Here is a 14,603-nt window from a genome sequence, read left to right on the forward strand (position 1 = left end):
CTTTTTATTATTTAGTTGCTTTTTTCTTGTTAGCAACAGTTTTTCTCTTACCTTTTCTAGTCCTTGAGTTGTTTTTGGTACGCTGGCCACGTAGTGGAAGACCTGCCCTGTGGCGGATACCCCTGTAGCAACCTATGTCCATAAGGCGCTTAATGTTAAGCGAAATTTCAGAACGAAGTTCACCTTCAATTTTGAAATAAGATACAGCTTCACGGATGGCGCTTATTTCGTCGTCATTCCACTCGCTCACTTTTTTATCTTCGCTAACCTGTGCTTTGGCTAGTATTTCTTGTGACCTGCTTTTACCAATACCAAAGATGTAGGTTAAAGCAATAACTCCTCTTTTGTTTTTAGGTATGTCTACCCCTGCAATTCTTGCCATAATTATCCTTGTCTTTGTTTAAATCTAGGATTCTTTTTGTTAATAACATATAACCTGCCTTTCCTGCGTACTATTATGCAGTCGGCACTTCTTTTCTTAACTGATGCTCTTACTTTCATTATTATAAGCTTCTTTAGTATCTGTAAGTAATTCTTGCTTTAGACAAATCATAAGGGCTCATTTCAAGCTTTACCTTATCGCCCGGAAGCAACTTGATATAGTGCATACGCATTTTACCTGAAATATGAGCAATTACCACATGCCCGTTTTCTAATTCAACACGGAACATAGCATTTGATAATGCCTCTATTATAGATCCGTCCTGTTCTATTGCTGATTGTTTTGCCATAAATATTAAGCTACAGCTTTTCTACCTTTACCGGTTTTCATTAATCCGTCATAATGCCTGTTAAGCAAGTATGAATTTATCTGCTGGATTGTATCGATTGCAACCCCAACCATAATCAACAGAGATGTACCACCGTAAAACAAAGCCCACTGTTGCTGAACCCCAAAGCTTTTAACCACTGCCGGGAACACGGCAAGGAAAGCAAGGAACAAAGCACCCGGGAATGTAATAAGTGACATAATCCTGTCAAGGTAATCTCCGGTCTCAACACCCGGCCTTACGCCCGGTATAAAACCACCACTCCTCTTAAGGTCATCTGCCATTTTATTGGTAGGTACTGTTATCGCGGTGTAAAAGTAAGTAAAAATTATAATTAATAAAGCAAAAACAACATTATAGGCTAAACCAAACGGATTTTTAAACTCCGATGTAATGGTGTTTGCCGTATCAGATTGATAAAGGCCGGCCAAAGCAGCTGGTATAAACATGATAGCCTGGGCAAAGATAATTGGCATAACGCCCGAAGCATTAAGCTTAAGCGGAATCCACTGCCTGTTGCCACCAAACATATCCTGTTCAAAATCGCCTGATGCCGTGCGCCTTGCATACTGTACAGGTATTTTCCTTACCGCCATAACCATAAGGATACAGGCAATAATTACCAATAGCCATACAACAACTTCAATAAGGAGCTGTAACGGTCCTCCGTTATTTTCAGTTACAACAGAAGTAAACTCCTGTATAAATGCCTGTGGCAACCTGGCTATAATACCTACAAGGATAAGCAGCGATATACCGTTACCTATACCTTTATCAGTAATTTTTTCGCCAAGCCACATTGCAAATATGGTGCCGGTTGTTAGGATAACAACAGATGAGAAAAGGAACTGGAATGAGCTAACCGGCATAAGGAACGCCTCTGCAGGAAGCGTATTGTTAAGGTTATAAATATAACCCGGGCCCTGTACCAGTGTAATAGCTATTGTTAACCAGCGTGTAATCTGGTTCATCCTTTTCCTTCCGCTCTCGCCTTCTTTTTGCAATTTTTGCAGGTAAGGCACTGCGATACCCATTAATTGAACCACGATAGATGCAGAAATATATGGCATAATACCCAATGCAAATACAGATGCCTGCGAAAACGCACCACCTGTAAATACATCGATAAGCCATCCTATACCGCCTTCTGCCTGTTTAGATAAATTTGTTAGCCCCGTAGCATCAATACCCGGAAGTGTAACGTGTGCACCAAAACGGTACACAAGCAACAATCCTAAAGTAACCAGGATCCTGTTCTTCAGTTCTTCAATCTTCCAGATGTTAACGAATGCTTCAAAAAATTTCTTCATAAGGCTATACAAATTATAAACTTACGGCCTCACCACCGGCAGCCTCAATAGCAGCCTTAGCAGTAGCAGTAAATTTGTGAGCGGTTACTTTTAGTTTTGCTTTGAGCTCTCCTCTTCCTAAAATCTTTACCTGCTCGTTTTTAGTAGCAAGGCGGTTTTCAACAAGTGTAGTAAAGTCTACAGTGTCTGTAACCAGGCCGTTGTCTACAAGAGCCTGAAGTGTATCCAGGTTTATACCGGCATACTCCTTACGGTTTATGTTTTTAAAACCAAACTTAGGAACACGCCTTTGAAGTGGCATTTGTCCACCTTCAAAACCAATCTTTTTAGAGTAACCAGAACGTGATTTAGCACCTTTGTGGCCACGTGCGGCAGTACCGCCTTTGCCAGAGCCTTCACCACGGCCTACCCTTTTATTTTGATTATGAACTGAACCTTCTGCAGGTTGTAAGTTACTTAAATCCATTTCTGTTATTGTTAGTTGATTTCTTCTACAGAAACCAGGTGTTTAACTTTGTTTACCATTCCAAGGATAGCAGGAGTAGCATCGTGCTCAACAACTTGCCCAAGTTTGCGAAGGCCAAGAGACTCAAGAGTCAGCTTTTGCGTTTGAGGACAGTTGATTTTGCTTCTAACTTGTTTTACTTTAATTTTTCCCATGACTTCCTTAAAATTAACCTTTGAATACTTTTTCTAAAGAAACACCCCTTTGTTTTGCAACAGTTGCAGCACTCCTCATTTGAAGAAGGGCATCAAAAGTAGCTTTAACAACATTGTGAGGGTTAGATGAACCCTGAGACTTAGATAGTACATCATGTATACCTACAGACTCAAGTACTGCGCGAACGGCACCACCGGCAATAACACCGGTACCGTGGCTTGCAGGCATTAGCAGTACACGTGCACCACCAAATTTACCTTTTTGCTCATGCGGTACGCTTTGGCCGCTTAGTGGTATTTTTACAAGACCTTTCTTGGCATCTTCAACCGCTTTGGCAATAGCCTCGCTTACGTCTTTAGATTTACCAAGGCCATGGCCTACAACACCATTCTCGTCACCTACCACTACAATAGCGCTAAAGCCGAAAGCCCTACCACCTTTAGTAACTTTAGTAACACGGTTAACAGCTACCAGGCGGTCTTTAAGTTCAAGGCCGCTTGGTTTTACTATTTCTACGTTTTTATAATTATGATACATAATTTCTTAGAATTTTAATCCGGCTTCCCTTGCGCCTTCAGCTAATGATTTAACACGTCCGTGGTATAGGTAACCGCCCCTGTCAAAAGAAATGGTTGTTATACCTGCCTGTAGCGCTTTTTCAGCAATTACCTTGCCTACTGCAGCAGCGGTTTCAATGTTAGTACCTTTAGTGATGCCTGCATCCCTTGAAGAAGCAGAGGCCAAAGTTACACCGTTTACGTCATCTATGATTTGTGCATAGATCTCTTTATTGCTCCTGAATACAGAAAGTCTTGGTTGGGCAGCAGTTCCGCTTACAATCTTTCTGATCCTGAACTTGATTCGTTGTCTTCTTTCAGATTTGTTTAATGACATAGTCTTAATTTTTAAGCTGATTTACCTGCTTTCCTTCTTAGTACTTCACCAACAAACTTCACACCTTTTCCTTTGTAAGGCTCTGGCTTGCGGAATGAACGGATCTTAGCCGCTACCTGCCCTAAAAGTTGTTTATCGTGAGAAGCAAGTTTAATGATTGGGTTTTTACCTTTTTCTGTTACAGTCTCTACAGTTACCTCAGGAACCACTTCAAGAACTATATTGTGAGAGAAACCTAAAGCGATATCCAGTTTTTGACCCTGGTTAGACGCCCTGTAACCTACACCTACAAGCTCAAGACTTTTTGTAAAACCTTCAGATACACCTATAATCATGTTGTTTATAAGTGCCCTGTATAAACCGTGCTTAGAGCGCTCGTCTTTATGATCAGAAGACCTCTCTACTATTACCTGGCCTTCTTCGATTTTTACAGTAACATCTGCAAAATCCTGGCTAAGCTGTCCTTTTTTACCTTTTACCGTAACTACGTTATCGTTGATTTCAACAGTAACGCCGGCAGGTATCGTAATTGGATTTTTTCCTATTCTTGACATCGTGATAGCTCTTTTAAATTAGTATACGTAGCAAATAACCTCGCCACCCACATTTTCTTGCCTTGCCTGTTTATCTGTCATCAAACCTTTTGATGTAGAAACAATAGCTATACCAAGACCGTTAAGGATCCTTGGAAGGCTGGCAGCTCCGGCATATTTACGTAAACCCGGTTTACTGATTCTCTGGATATCTTTAATTACAGACTCTTTAGTTTCTTTGTCATACTTAAGAGCGATTTTGATGGTGCCTTGTACAGCGTTGTCATCAAATTTGTAACTAAGGATGTATCCTTGGTCAAACAAAATCTTAGTGATTTCCTTTTTAAGGTTAGATGCAGGAATTTCCACAACTTTGTGGTTAGCCCTTACAGCATTTCTAACCCTGGTTAAATAATCCGCGATAGGATCTGTATACATAATAATTAATTTGCGGTAACGGTATTCGGCCCAGTGGGCCGAACCTATTACCAATTTATACTCTTTATATTACCAACTTGACTTTTTAACGCCCGGTATTAAACCGCTGTTAGCCATTTCACGGAAAGTAACACGTGAAATACCAAACTGACGCATATAGCCCCTTGGACGGCCTGTAAGCTTGCAACGGTTGTGCTGACGTACAGGTGAAGCGTTTTTAGGCAGTTTTTGCAGGCCTTCATAATCTCCGGCTTCAAGAAGAGCCTTCCTTTTTTCAGCATACTTTGCTACCATAGCCGCTCTTTTTACCTCGCGGGCTTTCATTGATTCTTTAGCCATGTCTTAATTCTTTTTAAAAGGTAAACCTAATTCTGCTAATAGAGACTTTGCCTCTTTATCGGTTTGAGCCGAAGTTACAAAGGTAATATCTAAACCTGATATTTTGTTTACTTTATCAATATCAATTTCAGGGAAAATGATTTGCTCAGTAACACCAAGGTTATAGTTACCCCTACCGTCAAAACCTGTAGCCTTAATTCCGCCAAAATCACGCACTCGTGGAAGAGAAGCTGTAATAAGCCTATCAAGGAATTCATACATCCTTTCGCCACGAAGGGTTACTTTAGCACCAATTGGCATACCTTTCCTAAGTTTAAACGTAGCAACGTCTTTCTTAGAAATGGTAGATACTGCTTTCTGGCCGGTAATTTTTGTAAGTTCATCTACCGCATAGTCGATAAGTTTCTTATCAGATACAGCAGCGCCTACACCACGGCTAAGAACGATTTTTTCAAGTTTTGGAACCATCATTACGTTCTTATAGCCGAACTCTTCTTTAAGTGCAGGTACTACCCTGTCCTTATATTCTTGTTTTAATCTAGGTATATAAGCCATTACTATAATACTTGATTAGTTTTTTTTGAAAACCTTACGTTCTTATCTCCTTCTTTCCTAACACCTGTTTTAGTAGTTTCTTTAGTTTTAGAATCTACAAGTGCAATGTTAGAAATATGGATAGGAGCTTCTTTCTTAACGATACCACCCTGAGGGTTTTTAGCGCTTGGCTTTGTGTGCTTAGACACAAGGTTAACACCTTCTACTACCGCTTTGTTTTTCTCACGAAGCACACGAAGTACTTTACCCTCGCTACCTTTATGGTCGCCGGCAATTACCCTTACCGTGTCTCCTGATTTTATTTTTAGCTTTATCATCTCAATAACAATTAAAGCACTTCAGGTGCCAATGATACAATTTTCATGAATTGCTTCTCACGAAGTTCCCTTGCAACCGGGCCAAAAACACGGGTACCCCTCATTTCACCGGCGGCGTTTAGCAATACACAGGCATTGTCATCAAACCTGATGTATGAACCGTCAGCGCGGCGCACCTCTTTTTTGGTACGTACAACAACTGCAGTAGAAACAGCACCTTTTTTAACGTTACCGTTTGGTGTTGCATCTTTAATTGCTACTACAATTTTATCTCCAACAGAGGCATAACGACGTTTCGTTCCTCCAAGTACACGAATAGTTAAAACTTCTTTAGCTCCCGTGTTATCTGCTACTTTTAGTCTGGATTCCTGTTGTACCATAATTACTTCGCTCTTTCAATGATTTCTACTAGCCTCCAACATTTGGTTTTGCTCAAAGGACGTGTTTCCATAATCCTTACTGTATCACCAATGTTACAGTCATTTTTTTCGTCGTGTGCTACAAACTTTTTAGTTTTTAGTACGAACTTACCATATAACGGGTGTTTTACCTTTGTTGTTTGTGCAACTACAATAGATTTATCCATTTTGTTGCTGGTAACTACACCTATACGCTCTTTTCTTAAATTTCTTTTTTCTTCCATCTTGTCAGCAGACTACAATTATTGTAACTTTTTGCTTAGCTCAGTTGTTACACGTGCAATAGACCTCCTTAGAGACCTTATTTGCAGTGGATTCTCAATAGGAGAAATCGCGTGAGCTGATTTTAGGTCGGCATATGTTTTCTGTAACTCACCAAGTTTACCTTGTAACTCAGCTGCAGATAGATCTTTAATGTCTGATTGTTTCATAATAAAATTGGATTATGCTTCGAAATCTCTCGCAACAATAAATTTAGTTTTAACCGGTAGTTTCTGAGCAGCAAGGCGAAGTGCCTCTTTTGCTACAGATAGTGGCACGCCACCTACCTCAAACATTATCCTTCCCGGTTTAACAACGGCTGCCCAATATTCAACAGCACCTTTACCTTTACCCATACGTACCTCAAGAGGTTTTTTAGTGATAGGCTTATCCGGGAATATTTTAATCCACAACTGACCTTCCCTTTTCATGAAACGGGTTGCAGCAATACGCGCAGCCTCAATTTGACGAGAAGTGATAAAAGATGAATCTAAAGATTTTATACCAAACATACCATTAGAAAGTTCGTGGCCTCTTTGAGACACGCCTTTCATCTTACCTTTCTGTACCTTACGGTATTTTGTTCTTTTAGGTTGTAACATTTCTCTTTAGTTTAAAAAATTACTTTCTTTTGCGCTGGCCAGATTTACCATCACCCCTGTTAGGGCGTCCGCCCTGGGGCCTGTCCTGAGATCCTGAAGGTTTAGACTGTTTTTTGTCCATACCTACTAACGGAGACAGATCTCTTTTTCCATAAACCTCGCCTTTCATGATCCACACCTTAATACCCATCCTGCCGTAAGCAGTGTGAGCTTCACCAAGTGCATAATCAATATCAGCACGGAAAGTTGATAGAGGAATACGTCCTTCTTTGAAGTTTTCTGAACGTGCCATTTCAGCACCGTTAAGACGGCCAGAGATCATCACTTTAATACCTTCTGCATTCATACGCATAGCGGCAGCGATAGCCATTTTAATAGCCCTCCTGTAAGAGATACGGCTTTCAATCTGGCGGGCAATGCTGGTAGCAACCAGGTATGCATCTAACTCAGGCCTTTTAATTTCAAAGATGTTGATTTGAACCTCTTTGTCAGTAATTTTCTTAAGTTCTTCTTTCAGCTTGTCTACCTCCTGACCACCTTTACCGATAATAATACCGGGACGGGCAGTGGTGATAGTAACGGTTACAAGCTTAAGGGTCCTCTCGATGATTACCTTGCTTACACTAGCTTTAGATAAACGGGCATGGATATATTTCCTGATTTTGTGATCTTCGGCAATCTTATCGCCGTAATCGTTTCCACCATACCAGTTAGAATCCCAACCCCTGATGATACCAAGGCGATTTCCTATTGGATTTGTTTTTTGTCCCATACTGTTTATTAATTGCTTTGTGTATTATTGTTTGTAGCTCCAAGTACTATAGTAACGTGGTTAGAGCGTTTCCTTATCCTGTGGGCGCGGCCCTGTGGTGCAGGCCTAAGCCTTTTTAGCATCATACCACCGTCTACCCTGATTTCCTTCACAAAAAGGCCAGCATCCTCAAGGCTTTCTTCTGCATTTTTCTGCTGCCAGTTGTTGATAGCAGAAAGAAGAAGTTTTTCAAGTTTGCGTGAAGCTTCTTTTGAGTTGAATTTCAATATATTTAGGGCTAATTCTACCTTTTGGCCCCTTACAAGGTCTGCAACTATGCGCATTTTCCTTGGAGAGGTAGGGCAGTTGTTCAATTTTGCAAAAGCAATTGACTTATTAGCCTCTTTCCTTGCATCTGCTGCTTCTCTTTTACGAACTCCCATGACTTATTTTTTTCCTTTGTTTTTAGCACCAGCATGGCCCCTGAAAGAGCGTGTTGGCGAAAATTCTCCTAATTTATGACCTACCATATTCTCTGTAACGTAAACCGGTACGAACTGACGACCGTTGTGTACTGCGATAGTCTGTCCAACAAAATCCGGGGTAATCATAGAAGCGCGAGACCATGTCTTAACCACACCTTTGTTACCTTTTTCGATATTTTCCTGAACTTTCTTGTCTAATTTATAGTGAACGAAAGGTCCTTTCTTTAATGAACGTGCCATATCTTACTAATTATTTCTTTCTACGTTCTACGATATACTTATTACTCGGGTTAACTTTAGAACGAGTCCTGTAACCTTTAGCCGGAAGACCTTTCCTTGAGCGTGGGTGACCTCCAGAAGAACGGCCTTCACCACCACCCATTGGGTGATCAACAGGGTTCATAGCTACCGGCCTTGTCCTTGGCCTGCGGCCTAACCAACGAGACCTACCTGCTTTACCAGAAACGATAAGCTGGTGATCTGAGTTAGAAACAGCTCCAATAGTTGCAGTACAGGTAAGAAGGATAAGCCTTGTTTCACCAGACGGCATTTTTATTGTAGCATATTTACCATCCCTTGCCATAAGCTGGGCAAATGTACCTGCGCTACGCGCAATTACAGCACCCTGACCAGGACGTAGTTCGATGCAAGATATAACAGTACCAAGAGGAATTTTGCTTAAAGGAAGAGCATTACCGATTTCCGGAGCAGCATTCTCTCCAGAAACTACGGTTTGACCAACTTGAAGTCCGTTTTGTGCAATTACATAAGTTTTAGCACCGTCAGCATACGTTAATAGGGAAATAAACGCTGAACGGTTAGGATCGTACTCAATAGTTTTAACGGTAGCAGGAACACCTGCTTTAGCCCTTTTAAAATCTATAATACGATACCTTTGCTTGTGACCACCGCCTGTGTAACGCATGGTCATTTTTCCTTGACTATTTCTACCGCCTGAGTTTTTTTTCGGTGCGATCAAAGAACGCTCCGGCTTATCAGTTGTAATAGTGTCAAAGCTATTTACAACTCTAAAACGCTGACCCGGGGTAATAGGTTTTAATTTTCTAACTGACATTTTAATTAGATATTATTGTAAAAATCTATTGTTTCTCCTTCTTTTACCTGTACAACTGCTTTTTTGTAAGCATTTGTTTTACCAGAGATTAAACCACTCTTAGTGTATTTAACCGTTCTATCAGCCCTGTAGTTCATTGTGTTAACTTCAGTAACAGAAACGCCATAAGCAGCCTCAACAGCTTTCTTAATCTCAATCTTGTTAGCTTTCTTGTCAACAACAAAACCAAAACGGTTAAAAACTTCGCCGTCTTTGGTTATTTTTTCAGTGACGATAGGTTTAATTATGATACTCATATCCCTATTATTTGCTTAAATTTTCTTCAATTCCTGCTACAGAACCTTCAAACAGAACAACACTATTAGCGTTAAGTATCGTGTAAGTACTTAGTTCTGAAGAAGTTACAACACTGGTAGCCTTCAAATTGCGTGAGGACAAATATACATTTTTATTTGTATCACCCAACACAAACAAAGATTTTTTGTTTTCTAACCCTAAAGCTTTCAAAACGTTAATGAAATTTTTAGTGTTTGGAGTTTCAAAATCGAAGTTCTCAACTACCACCAAATTTGATTCCTGAGCCTTAAGTGTAAGAGCCGATTTACGGGCAAGACGCTTAAGGGTTTTGTTCAATTTAAAGCTGTAGCTCCTTGGCCTTGGACCGAAGATTGTACCACCACCTTTAAACAAAGGGTTTTTAACACTACCTGCACGGGCAGTACCGGTACCTTTTTGTTTTTTGATTTTGCGTGTACTACCTGTTACTTCGTTACGCTCTTTTGCTTTGTGCGTACCTTGCCTTTGGTTAGCAAGATATTGTTTAACGTCCAGGTAAACAGCATGCTTATTAGGCTCAATTGCGAATACTGAATCAGAAAGGGTTACCGACCTGCCAGTTTCTTTTCCGTTGATATCTAATACTTTTACTTCCATTACTTCTGAATGATTACGTAAGAGTTTTTGTGTCCTGGTATAGCACCTTTAACAACAAGAAGGTTCTTGTCTGCCACCACCTTTAAAACTCTAAGGTTTTGTACTGTTACATTTTCTCCACCTGTTCTTCCTGCCATACGCATGCCTTTAAATACCCTTGAAGGATAAGACGACGCACCAACAGAACCCGGCGCCCTAAGACGGTTGTGCTGACCGTGGGTAGACTGACCAACACCACCAAAACCGTGACGTTTTACAACACCCTGGAAGCCTTTACCTTTAGACACACCCTGAACATCTACAAATTCACCTTCTGTAAACAAATCTACAGTGATTACATCACCCAGTTTGTACTCTTCTACATACTCCTTGAATTCAACAACTTTCTTCTTAGCAACAGTACCCGCTTTTTTAAAGTGGCCGGCTTCCGCCTTAATGGTGTGCTTTTCAGTTTTGTCATCGAAACCAAGTTGTAACGCTTCATACCCGTCAACCTCGTTGGTTCTGACTTGGGTAACAACGCATGGTCCAGCTTCTATAACGGTACATGGTATGTTTTTACCATTCTCGTCAAAAATACTGGTCATGCCGATTTTCTTACCAATTAACCCAGACATATTAAACTTTTAAATAATTATTAATACTGAGAACAGAACACACTGCTCCCTTTTGAGGGCGCAAAGTTAATTATCTTTTTCTTATACACAACACTTTACAAATAGTTTTTTGCAAGTTTTTTCGCGTAACTACAAGAATCTAAATTTATTACGCAACACTTAGCTTTTAGAGCCGGTTTGCAAAAACAAAAAGCCCCGGAAAATACCGGGGCTTTTATATATAAAGCGTAGATTATCACACTTTGATTTCAACTTCTACACCACTTGGAAGCTCTAATTTCATTAGGGCATCGATGGTTTTAGAAGAAGAGCTGTAAATATCAAGAAGCCTTTTGTAAGAGCTTACTTCAAACTGCTCACGAGACTTTTTGTTTACGTGTGGAGAACGTAGTACAGTAAAGATTTTTTTGTGAGTAGGCAACGGAATAGGACCGGTTACCACTGCACCTGTACTTTTTACAGTCTTAACAATCTTCTCTGCAGACTTGTCTACAAGGCTATGATCGTATGATTTTAGTTTTATTCTGATTTTTTGACTCATTTCTTTTGTAAATTAAGCGTTACCTTTTGCTTTTTTGATTACCTCATCTGCAATGTTAGATGGTGTTTCAGCATAGTGAGAGAACTCCATTGTAGAAGTAGCACGGCCTGAAGATAGTGTCCTTAGTGTAGTTACATAACCAAACATCTCAGATAGAGGCACGCTGGCTTTTACTACTTTAGAACCTGCCCTGTCGTCCATGTTGTTTATCTGGCCACGACGACGGTTAAGGTCACCCACTATATCACCCATGTTTTCTTCCGGAGTAAGCACTTCAAGCTTCATGATAGGCTCAAGGATTACAGCACCTGCACTACGCGCAGCTTCTTTATAACCCATTTTAGCAGCAAGTTCAAATGAAAGTGCATCAGAGTCAACCGGGTGGAATGAACCATCTATAAGGGTAACTTTCATACTATCCATTTCATAACCTGCAAGAGGACCTTGTTTCATAGCCTCTTTAAAGCCTTTTTCAATCGCAGGGATGAACTCCCTTGGAATGTTACCACCTTTAACTTCGTTAACAAACTGAAGGCCCATTGGCACTTTGCCGTCAACTTCGTCAGCCGGCTCAAGACGGAATACGATATCACCAAATTTACCACGACCACCAGATTGCTTTTTGTAAGTTTCCCTGTGGTTAGCAGCACGTGTAATAGCTTCTTTGTACTCCACCTGAGGCTCACCCTGGTTAACCTCTACCTTAAACTCACGCTTAAGACGGTCTACAAGGATATCAAGGTGAAGCTCACCCATACCAGAGATAATAGTTTGTCCTGAAGCATGGTCAGTCCTTACAGTAAACGTAGGGTCTTCTTCAGCAAGTTTAGCAAGAGCCATACCCATTTTATCTACGTCAGCCTTAGTTTTAGGCTCAACCGCGATACCGATTACCGGATCAGGGAAGTTCATACTTTCAAGAACGATTGGGTTTTTCTCATCAGAAAGGGTATCACCCGTTTTGATATCTTTAAAACCTACAGCAGCTCCAATATCACCAGCCTCAATATATTCAATAGGGTTTTGCTTGTTAGCGTGCATCTGGTAGATACGAGAGATACGCTCTTTGTTACCTGAACGGTTGTTAAGAACATAAGAACCCGCATCAAGACGGCCAGAATAAGCCCTAAAGAACGCAAGACGGCCTACATAAGGGTCAGTTGCAATTTTAAACGCAAGTGCCGAGAACGGCTCATCAACAGATGGCTTACGAGTAATAGGCTGCTCTGTATCTGGGTTTGTACCCTCAATAGCTTCTTTATCAAGAGGCGAAGGAAGGAATTTACAAACCGAGTCAAGCATAAACTGAACACCTTTATTTTTGAACGAAGAACCACAAAGCATAGGGATGATAGCCATATCTATGGTAGCTTTCCTCAACGCTTCGTTGATTTCCTCTTCAGTAATAGAGTTTTCATCCTCCATGTATTTCTCAAGAAGGTTTTCATCATAAGCAGCAACCTCTTCGATAAGCTGAGACCTGTACTGGTGTACTTCGTCTTTCATATCTTCAGGTATAGCAACGATGTCAAAAGTAGCTCCCTGTGTTTCGTCATGCCATATGATAGCCTGGTTTTTGATAAGGTCTACCACACCTTTAAAGTCCTGCTCCTCACCAATTGGAAGAACCAACGGCACAGCGTTAGACTTAAGCATGTCTTTTACCTGCTGGCAAACAGCAAGGAAGTTAGAACCCTGACGGTCCATTTTGTTTACAAAGCCCATACGTGGAACCCTGTAGTTATCTGCAAGCCTCCAGTTAGTTTCAGATTGTGGCTCAACACCATCAACCGCACTAAAAAGGAATACAAGACCATCAAGAACCCTTAGCGAACGGTTTACCTCTACGGTAAAGTCAACGTGTCCCGGGGTATCAATAATGTTAAAGTGGTAATCTTTAGTTTCAGGAAGCGCTTTACCCTGCTCAGTTGGAAAGTTCCAAGTACAGGTTGTAGCAGCTGAAGTAATTGTAATACCCCTTTCCTGCTCCTGAGCCATCCAGTCCATAGTAGCAGCACCATCGTGCACCTCACCTATTTTGTGAGATTTACCGGTATAGAAAAGAATACGCTCTGTAGTTGTAGTCTTTCCGGCATCAATGTGGGCAGCAATACCTATGTTACGTGTATATCTTAAATCTCTTGCCATTTTAGTTGTTTCTTTATGCTATATTAGTAATTAGAATCTAAAGTGAGAGAATGCTTTGTTAGCCTCAGCCATTTTATGAGTATCCATCCTCTTTTTAACAGCAGCACCTTCTTCCCTTGCAGCAGCAAGAATTTCGTTAGCCAGCCTTTGAGCCATAGATTTCTCATTTCTCCTCCTTGCATAAAGTATCATCCATTTCATAGCCATAGAGATTTTCCTGTCAGGACGAATCTGCATTGGTATCTGGAATGTAGCACCACCTACCCTGCGGCTACGTACTTCTACGTGCGGCATAACATTGGTAAGAGCATCTTTCCATACTTCAAGACCTGATTTCTCCTGGTCTTGTTTTTTATTTTCAACGATCTCTATAGCATCATAAAATACATTAAAAGCTGTAGATTTCTTACCGTCCCACATTAGGTTATTCACAAAACGTGTTACCAGCTGGTCATTAAATTTCGGATCCGGTAAAAGTGGCCTTTTTTTAGCTTGTCTTTTTCTCATGTCTTTTGTTTAAAAGCTTTTAATAATTACTTTTTCTTACCTTTTGCCGGAGCAGCTGCTGCCTGTCCTGGTTTTGGACGCTTAGCACCATACTTAGACCTCCTTTGAGTTCTACCTGCTACACCTGCCGTATCAAGAGCACCACGTACAATGTGATACCTTACACCCGGTAAGTCTTTTACCCTTCCGCCCCTAACTAATACTATCGAGTGCTCTTGAAGATTGTGTCCTTCACCCGGGATGTAAGCATTTACCTCATTACCATTTGTTAAACGCACCCTTGCAACTTTACGCATTGCAGAGTTTGGTTTTTTTGGCGTAGTAGTGTAAACACGTGTACAAACACCCCTCCTTTGAGGACAAGAATCCAAAGCAGCCGATTTACTCTTCTTAGTTATCTGGGTTCTCCCTGTTCTTACTAATTGTTGAATTGTTGGCATAATTAAT

General features: G+C 40.8%; 28 protein-coding genes. All 28 read right to left on the reverse strand.

Features of this window, described 5'->3' with window-relative positions; genetic code table 11:
• Positions 1-7: 7 nt before the first annotated feature.
• Entirely contained in the window at positions 8-382 is a 375-nt protein-coding gene (rpsM, locus tag AM279_RS10485) for a 30S ribosomal protein S13 (RefSeq protein WP_054407916.1), read from the reverse strand.
• Positions 383-384: 2 nt separating this feature from the next.
• Complete coding sequence (gene ykgO / locus AM279_RS10490) at positions 385-501, reverse strand: type B 50S ribosomal protein L36 (RefSeq protein ID WP_074961360.1); 117 nt, start codon at positions 499-501, stop codon at positions 385-387.
• Between the two features lie 14 nt (positions 502-515).
• A complete protein-coding gene (gene infA, locus AM279_RS10495; RefSeq protein ID WP_026714631.1) occupies positions 516-731 on the reverse strand; it encodes a translation initiation factor IF-1 in 216 nt (71 codons plus the stop codon).
• Between the two features lie 5 nt (positions 732-736).
• Entirely contained in the window at positions 737-2,080 is a 1,344-nt protein-coding gene (secY, locus tag AM279_RS10500; RefSeq protein WP_054407917.1) for a preprotein translocase subunit SecY, read from the reverse strand.
• Positions 2,081-2,093: 13 nt separating this feature from the next.
• A complete protein-coding gene (rplO, locus tag AM279_RS10505; RefSeq protein ID WP_054407918.1) occupies positions 2,094-2,546 on the reverse strand; it encodes a 50S ribosomal protein L15 in 453 nt (150 codons plus the stop codon).
• A gap of 11 nt (positions 2,547-2,557) precedes the next feature.
• A complete protein-coding gene (rpmD, locus tag AM279_RS10510) occupies positions 2,558-2,740 on the reverse strand; it encodes a 50S ribosomal protein L30 (RefSeq protein ID WP_054407919.1) in 183 nt (60 codons plus the stop codon).
• A 13-nt stretch (positions 2,741-2,753) separates the two neighbouring features.
• Positions 2,754-3,278 (reverse strand): 30S ribosomal protein S5, encoded by a 525-nt coding sequence (rpsE, locus tag AM279_RS10515; protein WP_054407920.1) that lies wholly within the window; start codon positions 3,276-3,278, stop codon positions 2,754-2,756.
• Between the two features lie 6 nt (positions 3,279-3,284).
• A complete protein-coding gene (rplR, locus tag AM279_RS10520) occupies positions 3,285-3,635 on the reverse strand; it encodes a 50S ribosomal protein L18 (RefSeq protein ID WP_054407921.1) in 351 nt (116 codons plus the stop codon).
• 11 nt (positions 3,636-3,646) lie between these two features.
• Complete coding sequence (gene rplF, locus AM279_RS10525) at positions 3,647-4,189, reverse strand: 50S ribosomal protein L6 (RefSeq protein WP_054407922.1); 543 nt, start codon at positions 4,187-4,189, stop codon at positions 3,647-3,649.
• 18 nt (positions 4,190-4,207) lie between these two features.
• Positions 4,208-4,606: a 30S ribosomal protein S8 gene (gene rpsH, locus AM279_RS10530; RefSeq protein ID WP_054410268.1), complete on the reverse strand. Its 399-nt coding sequence runs from the start codon at positions 4,604-4,606 to the stop codon at positions 4,208-4,210.
• A gap of 69 nt (positions 4,607-4,675) precedes the next feature.
• Positions 4,676-4,945 carry a 30S ribosomal protein S14 gene (rpsN, locus tag AM279_RS10535; RefSeq protein WP_054407923.1) on the reverse strand — a complete coding sequence of 90 codons (270 nt, stop codon included), beginning with the start codon at positions 4,943-4,945 and terminating at the stop codon, positions 4,676-4,678.
• A gap of 3 nt (positions 4,946-4,948) precedes the next feature.
• On the reverse strand, positions 4,949-5,500 hold the full coding sequence (gene rplE, locus AM279_RS10540; RefSeq protein WP_054407924.1) for a 50S ribosomal protein L5: 552 nt from the start codon (positions 5,498-5,500) through the stop codon (positions 4,949-4,951).
• A gap of 2 nt (positions 5,501-5,502) precedes the next feature.
• The gene (rplX, locus tag AM279_RS10545) at positions 5,503-5,817 is read right to left on the reverse strand and encodes a 50S ribosomal protein L24 (RefSeq protein WP_054407926.1); all 315 of its coding nucleotides are present in this window, start codon (positions 5,815-5,817) and stop codon (positions 5,503-5,505) included.
• A gap of 11 nt (positions 5,818-5,828) precedes the next feature.
• On the reverse strand, positions 5,829-6,197 hold the full coding sequence (gene rplN / locus AM279_RS10550; RefSeq protein ID WP_014166275.1) for a 50S ribosomal protein L14: 369 nt from the start codon (positions 6,195-6,197) through the stop codon (positions 5,829-5,831).
• Positions 6,198-6,199: 2 nt separating this feature from the next.
• Positions 6,200-6,460, reverse strand: a complete 261-nt coding sequence (rpsQ, locus tag AM279_RS10555; RefSeq protein ID WP_054407927.1) for a 30S ribosomal protein S17 — start codon at positions 6,458-6,460, stop codon at positions 6,200-6,202.
• Positions 6,461-6,478: 18 nt separating this feature from the next.
• On the reverse strand, positions 6,479-6,667 hold the full coding sequence (rpmC, locus tag AM279_RS10560) for a 50S ribosomal protein L29 (RefSeq protein ID WP_054407929.1): 189 nt from the start codon (positions 6,665-6,667) through the stop codon (positions 6,479-6,481).
• A 12-nt stretch (positions 6,668-6,679) separates the two neighbouring features.
• Positions 6,680-7,099, reverse strand: coding sequence for a 50S ribosomal protein L16 (rplP, locus tag AM279_RS10565; protein WP_054407931.1), 420 nt, complete (start codon positions 7,097-7,099; stop codon positions 6,680-6,682).
• Positions 7,100-7,118: 19 nt separating this feature from the next.
• Entirely contained in the window at positions 7,119-7,871 is a 753-nt protein-coding gene (gene rpsC / locus AM279_RS10570) for a 30S ribosomal protein S3 (protein ID WP_054407933.1), read from the reverse strand.
• A gap of 8 nt (positions 7,872-7,879) precedes the next feature.
• Positions 7,880-8,293 carry a 50S ribosomal protein L22 gene (rplV, locus tag AM279_RS10575; RefSeq protein WP_054407934.1) on the reverse strand — a complete coding sequence of 138 codons (414 nt, stop codon included), beginning with the start codon at positions 8,291-8,293 and terminating at the stop codon, positions 7,880-7,882.
• A 3-nt stretch (positions 8,294-8,296) separates the two neighbouring features.
• Positions 8,297-8,575 carry a 30S ribosomal protein S19 gene (rpsS, locus tag AM279_RS10580; RefSeq protein ID WP_014085019.1) on the reverse strand — a complete coding sequence of 93 codons (279 nt, stop codon included), beginning with the start codon at positions 8,573-8,575 and terminating at the stop codon, positions 8,297-8,299.
• Positions 8,576-8,585: 10 nt separating this feature from the next.
• Positions 8,586-9,410 carry a 50S ribosomal protein L2 gene (rplB, locus tag AM279_RS10585; RefSeq protein ID WP_054407936.1) on the reverse strand — a complete coding sequence of 275 codons (825 nt, stop codon included), beginning with the start codon at positions 9,408-9,410 and terminating at the stop codon, positions 8,586-8,588.
• 5 nt (positions 9,411-9,415) lie between these two features.
• A complete protein-coding gene (gene rplW / locus AM279_RS10590; protein WP_054407937.1) occupies positions 9,416-9,706 on the reverse strand; it encodes a 50S ribosomal protein L23 in 291 nt (96 codons plus the stop codon).
• A 7-nt stretch (positions 9,707-9,713) separates the two neighbouring features.
• The gene (gene rplD / locus AM279_RS10595) at positions 9,714-10,343 is read right to left on the reverse strand and encodes a 50S ribosomal protein L4 (RefSeq protein ID WP_054407939.1); all 630 of its coding nucleotides are present in this window, start codon (positions 10,341-10,343) and stop codon (positions 9,714-9,716) included.
• Positions 10,343-10,960, reverse strand: coding sequence for a 50S ribosomal protein L3 (rplC, locus tag AM279_RS10600; protein ID WP_054407940.1), 618 nt, complete (start codon positions 10,958-10,960; stop codon positions 10,343-10,345). Before rplC ends, rplD begins: the two co-directional genes overlap by 1 nt.
• Before the next feature lie 235 nt (positions 10,961-11,195).
• Positions 11,196-11,501 carry a 30S ribosomal protein S10 gene (gene rpsJ, locus AM279_RS10605; protein WP_020213633.1) on the reverse strand — a complete coding sequence of 102 codons (306 nt, stop codon included), beginning with the start codon at positions 11,499-11,501 and terminating at the stop codon, positions 11,196-11,198.
• Positions 11,502-11,513: 12 nt separating this feature from the next.
• Positions 11,514-13,649 carry an elongation factor G gene (fusA, locus tag AM279_RS10610; protein WP_054407942.1) on the reverse strand — a complete coding sequence of 712 codons (2,136 nt, stop codon included), beginning with the start codon at positions 13,647-13,649 and terminating at the stop codon, positions 11,514-11,516.
• A 30-nt stretch (positions 13,650-13,679) separates the two neighbouring features.
• Positions 13,680-14,156, reverse strand: a complete 477-nt coding sequence (gene rpsG / locus AM279_RS10615) for a 30S ribosomal protein S7 (protein WP_054407943.1) — start codon at positions 14,154-14,156, stop codon at positions 13,680-13,682.
• 26 nt (positions 14,157-14,182) lie between these two features.
• A complete protein-coding gene (rpsL, locus tag AM279_RS10620; protein WP_054410270.1) occupies positions 14,183-14,596 on the reverse strand; it encodes a 30S ribosomal protein S12 in 414 nt (137 codons plus the stop codon).
• Positions 14,597-14,603 lie beyond the last annotated feature (7 nt).

Source organism: Flavobacterium akiainvivens, assembly GCF_001278115.1.
Taxonomy (GTDB): Bacteria; Bacteroidota; Bacteroidia; order Flavobacteriales; family Flavobacteriaceae; genus Flavobacterium; species Flavobacterium akiainvivens.